A 20,568-nucleotide genomic window follows, 5' to 3' on the forward strand; every position below is an offset into this window, starting at 1 on the left:
CCCCCCTTAGATCACAAGGATTGACTCTCTTCTATTAGCTGATATAAATCTTCTTTCGTCATCCCTAAAAATAAAGCCTCTCTCATTAATTTTTGCAGTTGTTTGCTAAGTTCCTCTAATTCGGAGCGGTTATCTATTTCTGCTAATTGATTCACAAAACTCCCCTTCCCCTTGACCGAATATATATATCCTTGTGTTTCTAATTCTCGATAAGCCTTTTGAATCGTATTCGGATTAATCGATAACTCTTGAGCTAATGAACGAACCGATGGTAACTGCTCATCTTGTTTCAATATGTCGCTGAAAATCAATTGTTTAAACTTATCTACCAGCTGCTCATAGATCGGTCTCCGATCACGCAAATCTAGTTCAAACATGGCACCCTCCCTTTCAGTGTATGAATTGTACCAATTGTATTAACTGTACTATGTTTCTTAATACAGTTAATTATATATCTTTTTGGCAAACTTGCAAGTCTTTATTTAAAAAAATATCCATCAAAAAAAATCGGGCTAATCGATGGTTAGATCGATTTCCCGACTCTTTTGCTACAAACGAACTTCGTCTGTACGTTTATCCTAGGTGATTGGTTATGTCCGCATCTTCTCGTAATTGACTGATCATATCCAATGCTACTTCTGATTGCTTTTGCAAAACAATTTGATCCTCTAAATCCGCTCTTACCTCTTCTAATGAAGGGATATCTTGCTCTTCTTCGGATTGATTGAGTTGTTCCTGCTGTTCCACCATCTGGTCATACAACGCTTGGACTTCTTCATCGCTGGGCTCTAATTCACCAGATTCATTAGCTATCAGATTGTCTACTTTTACTTGTTCCTCTACCTGCTGCATGAAATCTTCTTCAGTTGTTCCCTGTTCTTCCAAAGCAGTGATCAAATCTTCTTTAGATTCAAGACCGTTTTGTGCTAGCAGCTCATTAATCACTGTATTTACTTCATCTTCTGAAGATTCCATCCCTTGCTCATCTGCTGCCTGTATCAATAGTTGCTGATCAATCATATTTTCAGCTACTTGCTGCTTCAATTCATCCTGGTTCAATTCTTGGCCGGTCATCTGCATTTGCATTGCCGCTTGTTGAAACTGTATCGTATATATCGTTTCAAACTGTTCTCTCGTGATCTCTGCTTCATTCACTTCGGCAATAACATCAGGTAGCCCTTCTAAATCTGCCTCTGGCATTTCCAGCTCTTCTGCTGGTTCATTTGCTTGTTCGTTTGTTTGTTCACCTGTGTTGGTTTCCGCATTTTCGTTCTCATCTGCTTCATCACCACCACAAGCAGCTAATATAGAAAGCATTATAAGAAATGCAATGCTTAGTAAGCTTTTTTTATACATCTATTACACATCCTTTTCTGTTTTATTCTACCTTTTGGCGAGTGTAGCATACTTTTATCTAAATGCAAAATCATAAATATGCCATATTTTAGGCCTGTAAACATTTTGTAACCTGATAATCGCCCTGTTGCCAAGGTTTGAATGGACATGCTTACAATAAAAAGTACAAGAAGTGTAAAAACAGTAGAAATATGAAAAAAGTACAAGCATGTATTATTTTCACCGACTGACTACATGTTATGTGCGCTTTGAAGAAGACTTGTCCGGCAATTTAAATGCTTTGGTAAACCTGGACATTTCTTAACCCTCTAATGTTGGATAATGTGTCCAACATGAGGGGAGCAGTACAGAAAAGAGCTCTTCTTTTCGGAGGAGGCTGAGAGCGCCAGGCCATGGAACGCGGAGCCTATTTCTGGAGCGATTACACACCTATTTTTTATGCTTGCTTATACTATAAAAAGGGAGACCAACATCATCGCTGTGTTGATCTCCTTTTTTCTGCAAACAAAGTTTATCCAACTGCATTAGCTGTGATTTCCGTCTGTTTCCTTCATTAATTGATTTTTTTTCGATACCAATCCCTTGCTGCTTCTACTTCTGTCCGGCTTAGTTGGTGACCGTTGTATTCCCAGTGTATGTCTACCTCTGCACCATTGTCTGTTAGGATCTGCTCCAAATCAATTGTTTCTTGTTCTGTACATAATGGATCATTATGGCCAGCTGCTAAAAATATCTTGATACTTGCCAAATCAGGCAGCTCGATACCTCTTCTAGGTACCATTGGATGATGAAGAATCGCAGCACTCATGGCGTCTTGGTAGTGAAACAGCAGACTTGCTGCAATATTAGCTCCATTGGAATAGCCGATAGCAATGACATAATTACGGTCAAATTGATATTCTACCGCTGCCTCATCTAAGAATTCATGTAGCTCTTTTGTCCGGTAAATAAGGTCTGCTTCATCAAATACGCCTTCCGCTAATCGCCTAAAGAAACGCGGCATACCATTTTCTAAGATATTCCCCCGCACACTTAATACATTTGCAGCGGGATCAATAATCTCTGCAAGAGGCAATAAGTCCGATTCCGTACCACCTGTTCCATGCAATAATAATAATGTCGGCCCTTGTAAATTCTTTCCTTCTTTAAAAATATGCTTCATCGTCACAACCACTCCAATATCTCATATTCGAAATAATAACCGATTCATTCTACCTACAAGTGTAAGAAACTTCACACATCATGTCAACTGCTTGCTTAAGCTATCATCCCATACTAAAATAAGAATATCATCAAACAGACGAACAGTTTGTACAACAATACACAATAACAGAGGTGGTTACACATGACCTATTTACCTTTTCTGCTCAACTTACAAAAGAAACAAATCATCATAATTGGCGGCGGCAAAGTAGCAGCAAGGAGATTGCAGACATTGCTTCCCTTCCGGCAAAACATCACATTAATCAGTCCTGAAGTGACAGAGGCTGTTCAACGCTTGATAAAGCAATATGACATTGAATGGGTGGCAGCACACTGTCAGCGGCATCACTTAGAGGCGGCAGACATGATTATTATTGCTACTAATGACCAAGATACCAATCAATATATACTCGATCATGCCCCCAGTACTGCCTGGATTAATGCAGCTCATCACGCAGAGAAAGGGAATCTCACCTTTCCCGTTACATTAACAAAAGGACGATTGCAAATCGCTATTTCAACTGGCGGTTCCAGTCCTATCTTAGCGAAGAAACTAAGGCAAGAGCTGGAAGCACAACTGCCGACCACCTACGAAGATTATATTGACTTCCTTTATCAAGCCCGCTTAGCAGTGAAAGCACATATTCATTCCAGCGATGAACGACAGCAACTATTGCAAGAAATTGTCGATCATCCGATATACTCCCTGCCAGCCCAACAAGATTGGCTGAAGGAAGTCACACAAAGAGGTTACGGCAACTCAGACAGGTAACGGGATGGATTGTAGTCAAGGGACCGTTTCTTTAGGCCTATTATGAAAATCTTAACGGCCCTCTAAAGATTGGAAAGAGGTAGAATCCTGCATATCTGAGAAACAGAAATGAAACAGCCAAGCTCCGTTAGCATATCGGTGCCAGGCTGCTGTTTAGCTATTTAATAGTGCTTTGACAGAAGAATAAGATGGAGCATAGAAAAAGGTAGAAGTGGTCATACACACATTTTTAGTTATTACGTCTTTTCTTCCATTCTCATTTTTTTTTACATCCATTTACTAGTTACCCCAATGTTACCTGTTGTGATTAGAACATGTTGGTTTTGTACACACACTTTTATAAACAACTAGTTACCATTAGATTCCTGTACGGTTGTTAATTGCCGCAGTGCTCGACCAGAACGAATCTGTTCTTCTGCAAGACTTATCCCTTCTTCGATACTTGGCAGCACTCCAAACAAATAGTAACGTAAACCAGCATTTAATAGAACCTGGTTATAATAATAACTATCTTTGTTCTCCCCATGGAAAATGGCTTGAATGATTGCTGCTTGCTCTATAGCAGAATGTTTATGCTCTTTATCAAAATCCTTAGATGCCAAACCATATTCCTGTGGCTTAACAATAAAGGACTGTAAGCCTTCTGGTGTCCAATCAAAGACAAAACTATTGCGATGAACAGGTACATCTTCTGATCCTTCCAGACCTTGGACCACATAAGCATGTTGGTAATCGAGCTGTGCAAATACGTCTGACAGCTTATTGATAGCCGTGCGATGAAAAGCTCCAAGCATTATATTTCGGGCACCGCTGATATTAACAAGCTTTTCTACTGTGTTAAACAAGGTACGCACTCCGATTTCTTCCCTTAAAGATCTCAATCGCGCAAGCACGGAACAATACTGCTCGGTATCAGCAAAGCCGAATTGATGATTCAGCATTTGTGCAGCTGCAGTTTGACTGTCTGAATTGGTTGCAATACCTAACTCGTGAAAAATTGCTTTTAAAGAAGTGCCATATTTGGGTGGCAAGGTATCGCTTGCCGCGATAAATACTGGTACCCCTTGCTCAGCTAATAATAGTGAGACAGGAATGGTGGCAGCAAAAGAATGCCTGCCATTATATGGACCTGCAAAATCAATCGTTCGACGCTGCACCTCTTCCGGTAATGGCAGGTGTTCGGCATGTTGTGTAAGTGTATGAATAAATGCCAGTAGTTCTTCTGATGATTCCATCTTTATGCGGGCACCAACTAAATAAGCAGCAATTTGCGCTGATGTTGCCTGATTGGAAACTATGATATTGGCTACTTCTTTCGTCTCTTGGTAGCTTAAATCTTTGGCTCCCTTTTTTCCTCTGGCTACTTCCTTTATCCATTGCTGCATGGACGGTTCACTCCTTTTCTAGCCTCTTCCGTTCTTTCCACCAAAATCTTAACCACATTGGAGTGATGGCCTAAATAATCTGCAACCAATATTTGCTGGTCTGCTGGCACTTCTAATGAATCAATATATTCTTTAATTCCTTTATCTAGCAATCCGGTAAACAACAAATAAGGAAGCACTATTACCGATTTACCTTGCTTTACCTTTTCCAATAACAATTCTTCAAATTTAGGTTCAGCAGCAGCCAAAAAACAAACATCTACCAAGTTGTTTGGGAAATTGGGTTGAAGCCCGGCTGCGATTTGCTCCATATCGTGAACAACATCTGGGTCACTGCTCCCTCTCCCAACTAACAGCAAATCAAAGGTTTCTGGCTGATCACTCGGCAATTCTCGAATTCTATCTGCTAACGCCTCAACCATACGAGAATCTACCTCAATAGCACGTCCGTAATGAAAATCAACTTCGGGGTATTTGGCCTGTTCTCTTTCAATCAGCTCTGGTATATCTCTTTTCGCATGGCCTGCAGTTAATAATAAGATTGGTATAATAGCTATGCTAGTAGCACCCTTTTCTGCCACTTCCGCTACTGCCTCCGATAATCCCGGCTCTTGTAATTCCAGGAAACAAACCGATTGAATAGGGACATCAACTTCGCGTTGCACACGTTTGATTAGTTGCATGGACTCATGCTTTGATTGTTTTACTCGACTGCCATGACATATGTATATGATCGCTTCCATGTTTATCCTCCTCACACTTATATTAGTAAAAAAATCCCTATTTATATAGGTATAGTTTATCATAAATGGAAAGCAGCTGAAAGATGGAAACAGGCGTTTTCCAACGTGATTAAAAGCAAAAAGCCAGCTAAAATACTGGCTTTTTGCCTATAAGCTTTGAGTATTATCCACATTCTATGTACTGCAACAAGGTTAGAAAAGACATACCTTAAAAATGACGCCAACTAATCTGCAGGCCTCATTTCCAATATATAGATGATTTGAAGGGGCTTGACATGAATATTTGATCCATTTCAGATAGACCCCTCACACTGAAAAAGTCAGTATAACTGGTTGTAAGACTCCCACTTCAAGAAATAAGGAAACACGTCATTTCTAAGTGGAAGATTCAACAGCCAGTAACAGCCATTTGATTCAACTAACGTTTGGGATGCAAACAGACTAAGTTTGCGACGTCCTGTGTGTCTAAAAGCCCCCACTGAACGAAGTTTCACTTTATAAATGCAGCACTGGTGAGGCAATGGTGTTCCACCATATAAATAAGACGATAGCCACTCCAATAAACATAATCAGACTTTTCAGAGCATATGGAAGCTTGAATGGGATAATCCACAGTATCAACCCTAGGATAACGACTGCGGCAATAATAAAAATAACTGCATATAAGAGCATACCTAAGAAATTATCTACAGGTATTTTCATAGCTTCACCTAAAATACTCACAATTACACCTCATTAAACTATAACTATTTTCTAATTCTATGATACATTACTTTCACGATTTTGGAAGTGTTTTTTTATAGAAAATACTTTTTTATAAGGTCAGCAAGCATATAATTTTTCATGCGTTCATTCTTATTCAAGAATAGCCATGTCCAGCTCCAAGCGCCAAACTTTAGAGATGTCACGTCATGCCCTGCGATAAGTCCACATCGACTCCTTCCGTCGCCGTGTTTCCTTTATCTCCGTTGTGACGCTCCAATCTCTACATTTTTAATAGGACACTTTTCGTTCCACTATAGGAATTTTCGAAAAAATTTATGGAGCATTGTATAAGCAAAACTAGGGCTTTTACCATAGAAACTTGGCTTATCGCCAAGTTTTACTAAGTAGCACATACTTCTTACAAGGATTTGACCTCATTTTCAGATTGGTTCATATCTCTACTGCAACTCTTTAATTAGTGCATCCGGCTTTTCTCCCCGCAGAGCCTGTAGGATATTTTTTGCGGCATATTTTTTCATTTCTTCTCTTGTTTCAGCTGTTGCTGAACCGATATGAGGTAGCGTAACAACATTAGAGAAGGTTAATAACGGGTTATCCCGTTCTATTGGCTCTTGTTCAAAAACATCCAGCCCAGCCCCAGCAATTTGTTTTTTCTCTAATGCTGTAATCAATGCTTTCTCATCGACAACTGCCCCACGGGAGGCATTAATAAAGAAACAGTTCTCTTTCATTTTCTCAAAGGCTTCCTTATTAATCATATGGTGTGTTTCATTTGTTAATGGTGTCATTAACAATATGTAATCAGAGTCTTGCAACAAGTTATTATATGATTGATAGGTTACACCCAGTGCTTGTTCTACTTTTTGATTACGTGAACGATTATAATAGGAGACCTCCATATTAAAGCCCAAACTGGCTCGACGGGCCACTTTCTCACCGATTCGTCCCATGCCGATAATACCCAATTTCTTACTATGTACATTGTGACCAAATTCCGGCAAATCAATGGCCTTGGTCCATTTGCCTTGTTTGACATATTGATCTAATTCCGGGATGCGCCGGGCTACACTTAATATCAAACCAAAGATCAAATCAGCCACCGTTTCATCTAGTACATAAGGTGTATGTGTAGCTAAGATACCTGCCTCCTTTATTGCGGCTACATTCATATTATCATAGCCGACAGAAATATTGCTGACCACTTCTAAATTGGTTCCAGCCTGCAGCAGTTCTTGATCTATTTTATCTTTAGAAGTTAACAGCCCATGAAACTCCCCAATCATTTCTAATAATTCTTCTCGCGGCATTTGTTTAGAATTGCCCCACTCTTTAACCGATACTTCTGCCTCCAGCATATCTCTAACTGAATTGGGAATCGTTTCTGTCACAAGTATTTTCTTTTTCATCATATGCCCTCCTGTTAACACCTGTTTATTTATCGTTCGGCCAACATCTCGATAATGACACCAGCCGTTTCTTCAATCGACTTGTCTGACACATTGATAACTGGACAGTCCAGTCTCTTCATTAGTTTATTTGCCGTCTGTAATTCACGTTCAATCTGATCCATTGAGGCATATCTGGAATTAGCAGGTAAACCTAATGTTTTTAACCTGGCTGTTCTAATCTTAAGTAATTGATCAGCATTGATAGTTAATCCGACAATCATACGATCCAAAGGCCTTAATAACTCCTCAGGCGCTTCCATATCCGGCAAGATTGGTAAATTGGCTGTCTTAATCCCTTTATGGGCAAGAAAAATACTTAATGGTGTCTTCGATGTACGTGACACACCAACAAGAACCACATCAGCTAGTAATAATCCTTTAAGGTCTTTACCATCATCATATTTAACAGCAAATTCTACCGCTTCAATTCTTCTAAAGTATTCTTCGTCCAAAACTTGACGCTGCCCCGGCTCCGGCATAGGTTTACGATTAAACGTATCAATAAAGGCTTGCATCATCGGTCCCATTAGGTCGACAGCACGAACGTCTGCGGCAATCGTATCTTCTTTCATTTTTGCACGCAGTTCTGGCTGTACTAATGTATAGACAATAAATCCATTCTTATCTTGAATCTCTTCAATAATTTTTTCGATCTCTGCCTCTGTTTGAATATGGCTGTAGCGCTTAACTTGGACATTATTATTGGCAAACTGTCTAATCGTAGCTCGAACAACTGCCTCTGCCGTTTCCCCTACGGCATCTGAACAGACAAATACATATGCTTTCTCATCCATTTTATTCATCCCCCCGTTTATACAGGTTATCAAACTGATTATCCACTATTGCTTTTACTATGTGTGTCTTGGTAATTCTTCCAACCACCTTCTCTTTATTTTGATGATTTTCTTTTACCACTGGCAAGCTGTCAATTTCATAGTACACCATCATATTAGCTGCTTCGTAAACGCTTTTATTTGCGGATACCGTATAAACCTTAGGCTGTCGAGTCATCACTAAATGAACAGGCATATGAGCTGCTTCTGCATTTCCTAAAGTCACTTTCAGCAGGTCTTTTCGGGAAACAATCCCTTCTAAATGCTGCTGTTCATCGACTACAATCAATGAACCAACATCCTCCATAAATAAAGAAATGACGGCATCCTTTACGGTAGTTGTTGATGGAATCGTTATTGGAACACCTTGGATGTCTTTGACAAGTGTCTGCTTCCAAATATCCTGTTGACTTAACCTACTGGATTCCTTCGCCAAAAAATAGCCTACCTTTGGTTTGGCCTCGATATGTCCCGTCATAACTAATACGGCTAGATCAGAACGCAGTGTACCTTTGCTGACACCTAGCATTTCAGCAATTTGTTCAGCGGTAATCGGTTCATGTTTTCCTAGAATATTCATAATTTCCTTTTGTCGTTTTGTAAAGTCAATCATTTTTTTCCTCCTGATTCTTCGCAAACAAACACTTACTTTACTTGTTTGAAACAACAGAACAAAAACCCGGCCTATTTACAAGTTTTTATGACGAAAGCCTTAGTTTTTTCTGAGACCATCATCCATCAATTCTTACAAAACAAATGAAAGGGTATGCACAACAAATGCTAATTTCTTGCCTTTTGGTATGTCGAATCGGCAATTTAGGAAAAGTGCTGCGTTGCCTCCACCATTTTTGTAAGATGTTCCATATACATTTGGACAAGCTGTTTTTGTACATCTTCCTACTAGTCATCATAACATATTACCTATCCAGCGAGAAATGTTATCAAACTATCCGCCTGAAAGAAAGGCCGAAGGAAGTCTCTGTGAGATACACTCACAAATGAAAGTCTCACTTTATCACGACCGCTCTCTTGGGGATACTTTCTCCTTCATGGCTTTTTGATTTATTCAAGCATGGAGTGTACTTTTTATATGTGCCTTGCTTCCTGATAAGTTTCGCTAACCATCTGTGAGAAATACACTCACAAATGGAAGTCTCACTTTATCACGACCGCTCTCTTGGGGATACTTTCTCCTTCATGGCTTTTTGATTTATTCAAGCATGGAGTGTACTTTTTATATGTGCCTTGCTTCCTGATAAGTTTCGCTAACCATCTGTGAGAAATACACTCACAAATGGAAGTCTCACTTTATCACGACCGCTCTCTTGGGGAAGCTTTCTCCTTCATGGCTTTTCGATTTATTCAAGCATGGAGTGTACTTTTTATATGTGCCTTGCTTCCTGATAAGTTTCGCTAACCATCTGTGAGAAATACACTCACAAATGGAAGTCTCACTTTATATTACGCGAAATTTGTCATAAAAGCTAGCAAGTTTTTGTATGGTATAGTATGCTATTAAAAATTAGATGAATAGGAGCCCAGTGTTGATGAAGGAACAAGGAAAAGTGAACTACATACTATTATTAATTGTTATTTTTGGCGGTTTTTTTATTTTTGGAATTTCTGAGAATATCAAAGGACCTGCACTGCCTGACATGCAAAATGAACTTGCACTGACTGATGGAACATTGGGGATATTGCTTGCGATTAATTCATTTGGCTTTTTCCTCGCTTGTACCTATACGTCCTGGTTAATTGCCAAGATAGGTGCAAAAACAACGAATGTCTTGACCTTTGCTTTAATGGCTTTATCTGGTGTGTTTATTTACTTTTCAAGTAATTTTACTTCACTAGTAATCGCATACTTTTTGCTATACATAGGTAATGGTATGCTTGAAATCGGTTTAGCTATTTTGGCTGCCAGATTATTCACAAAAAACACTGGTACAATGTTGAACTTATCACACTTTTTCTTTGGGGTCGGTTCTACTGTAGCGCCGATTGCCGCTGCTCATTTGATGGGATGGGAGATATCCTCCACCATACTTGGCTGGCGCGGGATGTATTTGATTATGATGAGTCTATCACTGTTGCCGATTATCCCTGTACTCTTAAGTAAATTTCCCAAAGAGCAAGGTTCTGAGACAGAAGAAAGAACCTCATTTAAGAAATTGACGAAAGACCCGATTGCTTGGCTGATTGTTTTTGCCTTAACCATGGGAGTGACTGTAGAGTTAGGAATTGCTGCCTGGCTGGTAAACTATTTAGTAAGGGTTAATGAATGGTCACTGGCAGACGCCTCTGGTTTGTTATCATTATTCTTTTTTATGTTTATGATTTCCAGATTAGTGTTGGGTCCTTTAACCGATCGAATTGGTTATGCGCCTTCGATTATTATCTTTTCCCTTGTTGCGGGGGTACTAAGCCTATTTCCGATATTTATGGGAGACAAGACTGCGGTCTTATTCGCTATTGCTGGATTTGGTGTTGGGCCAATCTATCCAACAATGATGGCCTTAATCGCCAAACAGTACCGTTCAGGAACTGATGCTGCAATTACCTTTGTTGTCGTTATGATCGGAGTGGGCGGTATCATCTCTAATCTATTAATCGGCTATATCATTGAACTAGTCACAGCATTCTCCTTTGGGGCTACTGTAGAGGAAAGCAGTCAAATCGGTATGCAGGCAGGCTATTTCTTTATTGGGTTTACTGCTCTCCTATGTGCAATCAGTACGTTTGAGATACATCGGAGATTGAGAAAAAACGACAAAGTCACGATATAACCAAAGCCGATTTATCCACGCAACTAAAGTCATATCTTTTCACGATTGGTTTGGTTTATACTTAATAAAAAAGACAGCTATCACTATTTCTAGCATCAGTAAACAAGCATGGCTGTTACGCCATGCTTGTTGCTAATCCGTTAATCCATCAATTTCTATGGTTTCTACCGTAGCTGTGCCATTATCTAACACTTGTGCTTCTGCCTGAATAGTGTCTCCTTGTTCAAGGAAGATGGCTAACGGAGCTTTGCTGGCATTAACTGTATAGATGACGGAATCATCTTCTAGTAAAAACTGGACGATTTGTCCTTGTTCTGTCGAATGAACCAACACACGATTAACCATACCTTCGATTGTTTCGGTTATAGTATCACCAGTAGCTTGACTATTACCAGGATCTTGCAGCAAGGCCATCCGATAAGCATCTAATGTGGCATTGGCTGTATCACCAAACACTGCAAAATCGGAATCATTCGCCTTAATATAGGCATATTGTTTGTGCAGTCCGTTTGGATCTAATACATTCACCACCCATGTCGGGTTCCCATCAATATTGTATAATACTGGCATATAGCCTTCCCATTTTTTCTCAGGAAACTCTTTATTAACGATTTGTTTCGCCCCTTCACTGTCCATAATACCGTTGTTTTTCTCCCCACCGTAATAAGTAAGCTCACCTGTACGGGCGTTGACTAGTGTATAACCTAATGCCGAATCGATATTTTTCTTCGGTGAGGTCATGTCGGTAAAGTAATACATATCACCATTTTCATCAAACATCGGGGTAACACCTGATTCTGAGCCCGATTGGTTTGGTAACTTGACATCCCTTTTACCGAAAATACTGTTTAACCAGCCATGAATATACTTGCCGTAATAATTATTGGTCAAGGTAGCCATTTCAGAACTGATCGAACCTTCAATAAAAGCCGGAGCTTCATCGGTCTTGTAGGCATTCATCTCACCAGTTACAGGGTCAATCACTACTACCTTCAGTTTCTTCAGGTTCGGCTTGTTGGTAATGTGCATCGGCCTATAGATGGTTTGCACATACCATGGCTTGCCGTTATCATCGACCTCAATTTGTGCTTCTCCGCTTTGTATATACTGCGGATATTTATTATAAATGACACGCTGTACATACTTATGAAAGTAGCTGGAGTTGGTATACTTCATGGCCTCTTCTTCAAAACTCGGCTGGGCATTGACATCAGTGGCAGAAATCATAAAATAACCAGCTGTCTCATTTCCGCGAATAAATTTCCAGAAATCAGCAAATTCAACAGGTGCCACATACACAATCTCATTATCCACTTGTTGTACTTGCAATTTACCTAAATCATAAAACTGAGGATTCGGCACAACACTCATCGCCTTTTGAATCTTATTGCGTGCAAATTCAGGTGCCACTGTGATCGGTGTTTCATCTTTTGATAACGGTTCTGCTTCCGCTTCTTCACTGACTTTAATTGTTTTTTGTGACGAGCCTAATACTGCAAAGCCGGCAACAATAACCACGATAAAGGTTAGTAAACCTAATACATAGATACCTGCAAGTGGTGTCAGCACTTTTTTCTCTATTAATTTATTGGGCTGCAGCAAAAATATCAATACAGGAACAAGAATAATTGCCACGATTAAATTAATCATTAACATATTTGGAACAGTAATCGTTGGCATAACAAAATAATTGATCATTACCATAATGATAAAACCAAAAACGAATAGCCATAGTGCGAAATTCAATACCCGCTTTGGCCGTAATGACGATACCGTCATTATCACTATCACACACAAAAGATATAAAATAAAACTTATTAAGGTTGCTAGTAAGACTCCCATTCATTTCTTCCTCCCTACTGTTATCTTGTTTACGGGTGAATAAGCAAAAAGGATTCATTTTGTTTCATCACTTCCATAATTCGTTAACATGACCGCTGTTGTCAGACCATCTGTAAGCTCTTTAAACGAAAATTCCCCTTGAAAAAAGTACAAAAGAATTATCTGCAAAACGGCATCTATAAAAAGAAAACTCCCGCAACACAAATGCTCGTTCCTTTAAATTGTTCATAAATTTCACCACTGTATATCCTCTGATAAATCCACAAAGGGCGTGCTAAAATGGCCGTATTATCGATAGTTCGTGAAACACCCAAAACTTACTCCAGCCACGATCAACTATTCAAAGAATTAATCCATACGTTTTTCGAAGAATTTCTGGAGGAATTTTCCCATGTCGTTCACACTTACCTAGATTTTATATAGATTAAGCCACTTTCAGAAGAAGTGTTTACCGATTTGAATGAAGGAAATGTGCGTCGATTGGATATGGTGTTGGAAACAAAGCTAAAGGGAAAAGAGGCCGTTATTATTATCCATGTTGAACCACAAAGCTCCCAGCAGACACATTTTCATGAACGGATGTTTCTGTATTTCAACATGTTGTATAATAAGTATAGAAAACCGATTGTGCCTATCGCCATTTTTAGTTACCAGGAGAACTGGGAACGAGATGAATATACGATGGCATTCCCATTCCACCATGTGTTAACTTCCATTATATGTACATGTTCAAAAAGTCCGATGAAAAGGACCAAGAAGTTCAAGGCGGTGCAGCTTGGAGTAGCGGAGCGTATGTTTTAATACGTGAGCAACGGAGAAGCAAGCCAACGCAGAAATTCGACGTGTCCTTTTTATTAGGCTTTTTGAACAACCTCTATATGACCCTTCATTTGCGTAAACAGAATTGATTGGCGTAACTACATTCAATCGAATAATCCTGTTGCAGCTGCCCTCCTTAGTAAAATGGGATACTCAGAAAAGGAAAAGGTACAAGTCGTTAAAAATAGCCTGCCATTATTGACGCAAGAAAATTACCATTTTACGTTATAACGTACAAAATAATCCCCACCTGGTTTGATGAGGATTTAATCGAGGTTTTGTATGATACTGTCCGCCTACATTATTGTCATGGCTGTAAGGATGAAGAATACAAAAATAACTAATAGATAACTAACTATGTAATTAAAAAATTGACGATGTAAGTATTTATGGATCAAATCCACCGTTCTTTCCGATTGAAAAAAAGCCAAGTCCTTGATCATTCGCTTCGAACGATGAATTTGCATCAAATATTGGATCGTCTCCGCTCCAAAACGAAATATCATATAGCAAAAGAGCACGATGGTACCCGTATTAAGCTGTTCCCACGGCGTACCTAAGTTAGGTCGTCCATATGGCTGTGTTTCGATTGCAGTGTAGACCATCACAAAGGCAGTAACGTATAAGGCTAGCCAGACTAGCATATTGACTTGTCTCAGAATCCGTTGGAATATATTTGGAGAAAGGTCCAGACTCATGGCTCCAAGCAGTTTAATGATTCTGGCATAATCGACCATACTGCGGCTCTGCTGGACAGTCTGACTTACGTAATAAGACCACATTTCCCCATGTATATAAAACCGTGGAGAATAACGGAATTGTATATCCCTCCGTTTCCAAACTGCTTCATTCGCTTGTAATTCTGATCGATTACTCACTTTGAGAACTCCCTCATCTAACAGCTGGCCTGCTTCCAGCGATTCTTCACTTTCTGCTTGAAAATCCTTGCCTTTCATTGTGAAAAAGCGATCTCGCCGATACCTTCGCGGACCGCGCTGTCCCCATAACAGGGCAATAAGGTAAGCCGAAAAGATCATAAAAATTACAGGTAAAGGAATAATCCCCCAAAACAGCATCCTTCATTCCCCTTTCAATTACCAGCCTGTAGTTTTTCGGTCTCTATTACACAAACACTACTAGCTTACCATATTAAAGTCCTTTGATGCCAAAAATAATGATAGCTTAGTTTGCTGCAGTCATTATCCAACACAAAATAATCTGACGATAGGATTTCGTGAATATCTTCGAATACTAATATATCAACAATTAGCTATACCTGATTTCTCTTCAAAAACTTAACCAAACAGAGAACAGCTGAGGCTAATGATGAAGAGACCTTACCAAGCTTAATCCTATACTCCCAAATAGATAGAATTGGCTCTCTCGTTTATCAGGAGCGACCTATGGATTTGAAGCTTCTTGCGAAACACAGGCGCATCCATACTCCCTACTGATCATAAATATCTTTATTTGTTTGGGTTCGATTAATTCTTGCAAAGTCTACTTTTGTAAAGGTAACTGTGGAAAGAACTAAGAATAAGAGCCCGAACAATAACACGACGAAAAAACTAATTTGCGGCGTGATGATGATGTTACTTATCTTAAATGCCAGTTGATCAGAGACTAAATCATTTACAGGCTGTGATAATTTTTCCAGAGTCAATGCTCTGAAAAAGGAAGCGGCATATGTCATCGGATTCAGAAAAGCGATATATTGCAAACCAATGGGTAACAGGCTAAGTGGTACATACACTCCGCACAGGAATGTAATCGGCGTTGTAAATGCGACAGATGTGATCTGAAAAGTTTGTGAATTTTTAACGGACATCGCTAAAAACAAACCAAAAGCCGAAAATACAAGACCAACAAATATCATGGTTGCTACAACAGCTAATGGCGTCAATACGGAATCATACCTCAATCCGATAAAGTAGCCTACTATCAAAATAAGTATTCCTTGAAACGTAGCAATAATTGTCGAGGATAAAATTTGACCAATGACTATTTGCACTCTTTTTGCTGGACTTACAAGCACTTCCTTCATATACCCCGATACTATATCATCAATCGTTGACGTGGCTATATTCAATGATGTCTGAAATACAACAATGATAATAATCCCTGCTAATACATAGCTGATTGGATCAGAAATGGCGGTACTCTTAAAAATGGTGCTTAACAAATATAAATAAAAGAAAGGCACGATTAAAACTAAAATTAACTGCACTCGATTTCTTAGAAATAACTTGATATTTCTCATGCATAATGCTGATATAATCCGCATGTAACTTCACTCCCTTATCTCCTTGCCAGTGATTTCGAGAAAAACATCATTTAACGTCCCTTTACGAATCTCCAGATCTATCATCGATAATTGATGCTCACTAACAATTCTTGTCAATTTAGATAAGTCATTCATCTCTAGACAAAAACGCTGCTTCTCTTTGGTATACGTCACAGCATACTTCTCAAGTAACTCACTTAATTGCTTTGGATCTGAACTAGCAATGACTGCTTTATCACAAGTATACTGTTTTTTTAATGCTTCTGGATGATCGAAAGCAATGATTTTGCCATAATCCATTATCGCCACTCTATTGCTAATCTCAGCTTCATCCATATAATGTGTCGTCAAAAATATCGTTATATCTTTCTCTTTTTGTAATTTAACAAGATAGTCCCATATATTTGCCCTTGTTTGTGGATCTAAACCTGTAGTCGGTTCATCCAAAAACAACACTTTCGGCAAATGCAGCAAACTGCGGGCTATTTCCACACGACGCTTCATTCCACCCGATAAGCTATTTGTCATTGCCTTTCTCCATTTGGTTAAGTCAACTAAATGGAGCACAAAATCAATTCTCTCGTTCATAACGGACTTAGGTACACGATAAAAGTGACAATGCATTTTTAAATTTTCTTCTACCGTCATTTTAACGTCAAGAGTCTGCTCCTGAAAGACGACACCTATCACACTGCGAATATAGTCTTTATGCTGATCAATTTCTTTTCCATCAATCATTAACGAGCCTGAAGTCTTTTCAAGTATCGTACAAAGTGTGTTGATAGTTGTACTTTTTCCCGCTCCATTAGGACCTAAGAAGGCAAAAATGCTGCCTCTTTCTACCTCAAAAGAAACATTATCAACTGCATGGAATTCCCGATATTTTTTGGTGAAATTCTTTACTGCAATTATTGGAGACATTATGAACCTCTCCTTTTGTTAAAATAAGAGATCAACTTATAAATTTTATCCAATGCATTTCCTGCACTTGAGGAATTTGCTAACTCCTCTTCTAAAACTTCCTCCAAGCCAGCCAGTACCTTTGCACAATCATTGGGATGAACCCCAGTGTTTGCTGATATTTTTTCAACTAGTTTCCCATTATTCATTTTTGTTTCTCCTTTACCATAAGTTTTAAATCAACCTCTCAACTTAAATAGACTGACTGCCGGTCTATTTAAGACGATTGGAAATAAGATATCTAATTTATTTGTAAGTTTAGAGAATAGGCTATCCCATTACCAACCAAATCCTTTTTCACAAAATCTCGTTCTACTGAAAAAAGCTACATTTCTACCTGAAGCATTTTTTTCGTCACTCTTTCCGTTCGGTTCTCTATAGCTTGATTAGACAACTTGCCTAGTTGCAATTCATCAACGATTTGCCCATCTTTCATAAATAACACGCGTTCACTTTGAGCTGCTACCTTCGCATCATGTGTGACCAGCATAATCGTAGTACCTTCTTGATTAGTCTGAAGGAATTGATCCATAATTTCTTGGGCAGACTTTGAATTTAAAGCACCTGTAGGTTCATCACCAAAGATGATTTTCGGTTCATTGATTAATGCACGGCAAATACCCGCTCTTTGCAGTTGTCCGCCGGAAACTTGATGCGTCATTCGATCGGCCAAGTCACCGATCCCTGTTCGTTCCAATAACTGCTGTGCCTTATTTGTTAATGCTTTTACCTGTTTTCGGTTGTCCCGCATCGAAGGAAGTATAATATTATCTATGATCGTTAAATTTTTTAAAAAAGCGGGCTGTTGAAAGACAAACCCCATTTGCTGCCGGCGAATATCCGCGAGTTCTGCTTCTCCACATTCAGTAAGGTTATGATGGATAAATGCTACCTTTCCGCTGTCAACTGTATCCATACCGCTTAGGGTGTAGAGTAAAGTTGATTTTCCTGATCCAGAAGGCCCCATAACAGCAATAAACTCTCCCTCATAAATGGTGACAGATACATCTCGTAAAACCTTGATTGATTCTTTTTCAGCAGTAAAAGATTTATGAATTCGTTGACCATCAATTATTTTTTTCATAATTTACTCCTTTACATTTTCTGCAATCTTTATTTTTCCAGCTTGACTGGTTCCCAAATTAGTGGCTAATAAGGTGACAAACAGCATTAATATCGGAAAATTCAAATAAATGAATGGGTGGCTAACAAATGTTAGTGCATCGACACCAAAAGAAGAAATAGCCATTCCTGCAATTGTTTCCCCAACGGTATTTGCCAAGATACTTCCTCCAGTAACACCGATGACTAAAATGAAAATGCCACGAGCTGCATATTGTTTAGATAGATCCTGATTAGTAAAACCAATTGCTTTTAATATCGCAATGGCTGACCGATCTTTGGCTACCAGTAATTTCATAAACAATAAACTTACTAGTCCTGTAATAAATAAAGCCACTATCAAAGCAATATTCGCTGCTGTTTTAATGGAAGCCATCGTGGTGCCGAATACTTGTTGCTTATGATTGTGCGTATCTGTTACTTTGACAAAAGGTAAAGCTTGCGATATTTCTTCAGTTTTAATAGCAATCTGATCAGCATTGTCAAGCTTGATATAATAATTTAGCCACATCGTTGGAGCACTTTCCGCTGTGAAAGTTGCTTTGGCTGTCTTGCCGCCATTAAAAATATTAGAGTAAATCCCCGAAACAATAAAGCTCTCCAAACCGTTTTCAGTAATGATCTCTATTGTATCGCCCACTTGCTTTCCAAATTCGGCAGCATTCAGTGAAGATAAGGCAATTTCATTAGGCTGTGCTGGTGCTTTTCCTGTATTATATTCAATTGGAAATGCAGAGTGGTCTCCGAGTTCAACTAGTATTTTTTCTTCAGAGCCGTCTTCTTTCTTTGCTTTAAGCGATTTAGAGGTAATTTGGACAACCTGAGCGATCGTCGCGTCCTTATTTAGAAAATCGTCGACTTGCCGTTCGTTTTCCGTAAGTTCATCGGATGGATACATACTGACCATCAAGTCCAATTCTCCAAATCCAAGATATTTTGTAAACGATGGGGAGGACACAGTCTGATACGTGTTCCACGGTACAATCATAATAAAACAGGACAGCAACAGCACAATAAGCATCGTTGCATATAGCTTTTTCCGGGAAAGGACATCCTTTACTCCTAAAAATATATTAATAGGTAGGAGTCTATTTTTACTGAGAAAAGGATATTTTTTTCGGCTGCTTTTTTCTCCTGGGCTGCCATTGCGGAGAGCTGAAGCCGCAGAGATGGTTCGAAATCGTCTTAACAAGAAATGAATGTAGCCAATAACTAACAGAAAAACTACTATACTTCCAAAGATAGCAAGCAGCATACTCCAGCTGGCATATTGACTTTCTCCCATATAGAGCCGAATATTCGCTAATAACGGGTCACTGAAAATAAAAGACAGCATTAAACCGCTCAAACAACCTGCCAAAGCAACTGCTGCATATTTGGCTAGATAAATTTTTTTGATATCGGCTAATCGTAAACCAATTGCCTTCATTGTTCCAATTTCTCGGTAGTCCTCTTCTATTTTGGTTAATAGGGTAAATCGAATACACATAAAAGCAATGATTACTATGAGAAATCCCACCAACAGGATTATCGCAATCATAATCCCATCAGACAGTCCATTAATGATTTTAAACAAAGAGCTGGTTAATGTCGGACCGTTGGTTTCTAAACCCTCAGCTGCATATGCTGTTTCAAATTGATTGATTCTGGATCTATCTTTCAGCTGAAATTCAATCAAATATTCAAGCGTTCCTTCAGACTGTAATTCTTGATAATCCTTTTCGTTTACCAAAAAACGTTTTGACGAAGCTAAAGGGGAATTCATTTGTCCATCTCTAAGGAAACCTGCAATGATAAACTCTTTCCCGGCAATGATTGCTTGTTCTCCAATCTGGGCTGTTCCGTCTTTCAGATAACCGATCGGCACATACAATTCACCTACTGCTGGTTGGATAGGCTGACCGTCCATGTCAATCAGGTAATCAAAATATGGACTTTGTGTGGTAAAGCCATTGTCTTGAATATTATCGATCAGATTATTGTCACCTAATTGAATCTTTGATCCAATAATATTTAAAAAATCCAGCACTTGATAAGCTTTTACATTCTCATGTCCTGCTGCAAAATTTTCCAGTCGCTCTTGATCTAGATCACCGCTGTGCATTTGTAAGAAATCCGGCACTTGCGTCTGCTTTGTTAATGTATCGATCGAGCCGACGAGATTAATGGTTAAAATGGATACTAAACTTACAAGTGCTGTCGCAGCAGTAATGAATAACATCGTCGTAAAACTAATCAGCTTATTCCTTAATAGGTCATTACGTATCATGCGCAAATACATATCTTTTC

Annotated in this window: 19 protein-coding genes; 3 read left to right on the plus strand and 16 right to left on the minus strand. The window is 39.0% G+C overall.

Going from position 1 to position 20,568, the window contains the following annotated elements; all coding sequences use genetic code 11:
* Positions 1–11 precede the first annotated feature (11 nt).
* The 3 genes from JOD18_RS04205 to JOD18_RS04215 all read right to left on the minus strand — a co-directional run bounded on the left by JOD18_RS04205 (position 12) and on the right by JOD18_RS04215 (position 2,518).
* Positions 12–377: a GntR family transcriptional regulator gene (locus JOD18_RS04205; RefSeq protein ID WP_204667695.1), complete on the minus strand. Its 366-nt coding sequence runs from the start codon at positions 375–377 to the stop codon at positions 12–14.
* Positions 378–573: 196 nt separating this feature from the next.
* Positions 574–1,356, minus strand: a complete 783-nt coding sequence (locus JOD18_RS04210) for a SurA N-terminal domain-containing protein (protein WP_204667696.1) — start codon at positions 1,354–1,356, stop codon at positions 574–576.
* Between the two features lie 553 nt (positions 1,357–1,909).
* Positions 1,910–2,518, minus strand: a complete 609-nt coding sequence (locus JOD18_RS04215; RefSeq protein ID WP_204667697.1) for an alpha/beta hydrolase — start codon at positions 2,516–2,518, stop codon at positions 1,910–1,912.
* A gap of 183 nt (positions 2,519–2,701) precedes the next feature.
* Here JOD18_RS04215 and JOD18_RS04220 point away from each other — a divergent pair, with 183 nt between their 5' ends.
* Positions 2,702–3,331, plus strand: coding sequence for a precorrin-2 dehydrogenase/sirohydrochlorin ferrochelatase family protein (locus tag JOD18_RS04220; protein ID WP_204667698.1), 630 nt, complete (start codon positions 2,702–2,704; stop codon positions 3,329–3,331).
* Between the two features lie 347 nt (positions 3,332–3,678).
* Here the strand turns inward: JOD18_RS04220 and JOD18_RS04225 are convergent, their stop codons facing one another.
* The 6 genes from JOD18_RS04225 to JOD18_RS04250 form a co-directional block, all read right to left on the minus strand.
* Complete coding sequence (locus tag JOD18_RS04225; protein WP_204667699.1) at positions 3,679–4,716, minus strand: anthranilate phosphoribosyltransferase; 1,038 nt, start codon at positions 4,714–4,716, stop codon at positions 3,679–3,681.
* Complete coding sequence (locus JOD18_RS04230) at positions 4,701–5,522, minus strand: sirohydrochlorin chelatase (RefSeq protein WP_275582960.1); 822 nt, start codon at positions 5,520–5,522, stop codon at positions 4,701–4,703. The genes JOD18_RS04225 and JOD18_RS04230 overlap by 16 nt, the downstream gene beginning before the upstream one ends.
* 432 nt (positions 5,523–5,954) lie before the next feature.
* A complete protein-coding gene (locus JOD18_RS04235; RefSeq protein WP_204667701.1) occupies positions 5,955–6,182 on the minus strand; it encodes a hypothetical protein in 228 nt (75 codons plus the stop codon).
* 440 nt (positions 6,183–6,622) lie between these two features.
* Complete coding sequence (locus tag JOD18_RS04240; RefSeq protein ID WP_204667702.1) at positions 6,623–7,591, minus strand: 2-hydroxyacid dehydrogenase; 969 nt, start codon at positions 7,589–7,591, stop codon at positions 6,623–6,625.
* A 29-nt stretch (positions 7,592–7,620) separates the two neighbouring features.
* Positions 7,621–8,427, minus strand: a complete 807-nt coding sequence (locus tag JOD18_RS04245; RefSeq protein WP_204667703.1) for a pyruvate, water dikinase regulatory protein — start codon at positions 8,425–8,427, stop codon at positions 7,621–7,623.
* A gap of 1 nt (position 8,428) precedes the next feature.
* Entirely contained in the window at positions 8,429–9,079 is a 651-nt protein-coding gene (locus tag JOD18_RS04250; protein WP_204667704.1) for a helix-turn-helix transcriptional regulator, read from the minus strand.
* Between the two features lie 934 nt (positions 9,080–10,013).
* Here JOD18_RS04250 and JOD18_RS04255 point away from each other — a divergent pair.
* On the plus strand, positions 10,014–11,252 hold the full coding sequence (locus JOD18_RS04255) for an MFS transporter (protein WP_239587920.1): 1,239 nt from the start codon (positions 10,014–10,016) through the stop codon (positions 11,250–11,252).
* Between the two features lie 132 nt (positions 11,253–11,384).
* Here JOD18_RS04255 and JOD18_RS04260 read toward each other — a convergent pair whose 3' ends face one another.
* Positions 11,385–13,094 carry an energy-coupling factor transporter transmembrane component T family protein gene (locus JOD18_RS04260; protein ID WP_204667706.1) on the minus strand — a complete coding sequence of 570 codons (1,710 nt, stop codon included), beginning with the start codon at positions 13,092–13,094 and terminating at the stop codon, positions 11,385–11,387.
* 456 nt (positions 13,095–13,550) lie between these two features.
* Here JOD18_RS04260 and JOD18_RS04265 point away from each other — a divergent pair, with 456 nt between their 5' ends.
* On the plus strand, positions 13,551–13,895 hold the full coding sequence (locus tag JOD18_RS04265) for an RpnC/YadD family protein (RefSeq protein ID WP_204667707.1): 345 nt from the start codon (positions 13,551–13,553) through the stop codon (positions 13,893–13,895).
* A 314-nt stretch (positions 13,896–14,209) separates the two neighbouring features.
* On the opposite strand, the gene JOD18_RS04270 is transcribed toward JOD18_RS04265, so the two are convergent.
* The 6 genes from JOD18_RS04270 to JOD18_RS04295 form a co-directional block, all read right to left on the minus strand.
* Positions 14,210–14,989 (minus strand): hypothetical protein, encoded by a 780-nt coding sequence (locus JOD18_RS04270; RefSeq protein WP_204667708.1) that lies wholly within the window; start codon positions 14,987–14,989, stop codon positions 14,210–14,212.
* A 371-nt stretch (positions 14,990–15,360) separates the two neighbouring features.
* Entirely contained in the window at positions 15,361–16,197 is an 837-nt protein-coding gene (locus JOD18_RS04275) for an ABC transporter permease (protein WP_204667709.1), read from the minus strand.
* 6 nt (positions 16,198–16,203) lie between these two features.
* The gene (locus JOD18_RS04280; RefSeq protein ID WP_204667710.1) at positions 16,204–17,118 is read right to left on the minus strand and encodes an ABC transporter ATP-binding protein; all 915 of its coding nucleotides are present in this window, start codon (positions 17,116–17,118) and stop codon (positions 16,204–16,206) included.
* Positions 17,118–17,306: a hypothetical protein gene (locus tag JOD18_RS04285; RefSeq protein ID WP_204667711.1), complete on the minus strand. Its 189-nt coding sequence runs from the start codon at positions 17,304–17,306 to the stop codon at positions 17,118–17,120. Before JOD18_RS04285 ends, JOD18_RS04280 begins: the two co-directional genes overlap by 1 nt.
* 176 nt (positions 17,307–17,482) lie before the next feature.
* Positions 17,483–18,241: an ABC transporter ATP-binding protein gene (locus tag JOD18_RS04290; RefSeq protein ID WP_204667712.1), complete on the minus strand. Its 759-nt coding sequence runs from the start codon at positions 18,239–18,241 to the stop codon at positions 17,483–17,485.
* 3 nt (positions 18,242–18,244) lie between these two features.
* Positions 18,245–20,560: an ABC transporter permease gene (locus tag JOD18_RS04295; protein ID WP_204667713.1), complete on the minus strand. Its 2,316-nt coding sequence runs from the start codon at positions 20,558–20,560 to the stop codon at positions 18,245–18,247.
* Positions 20,561–20,568 lie beyond the last annotated feature (8 nt).

This window comes from Gracilibacillus alcaliphilus (assembly GCF_016909015.1).
GTDB classification, from domain to species: domain Bacteria; phylum Bacillota; class Bacilli; order Bacillales; family Amphibacillaceae; genus Gracilibacillus; species Gracilibacillus alcaliphilus.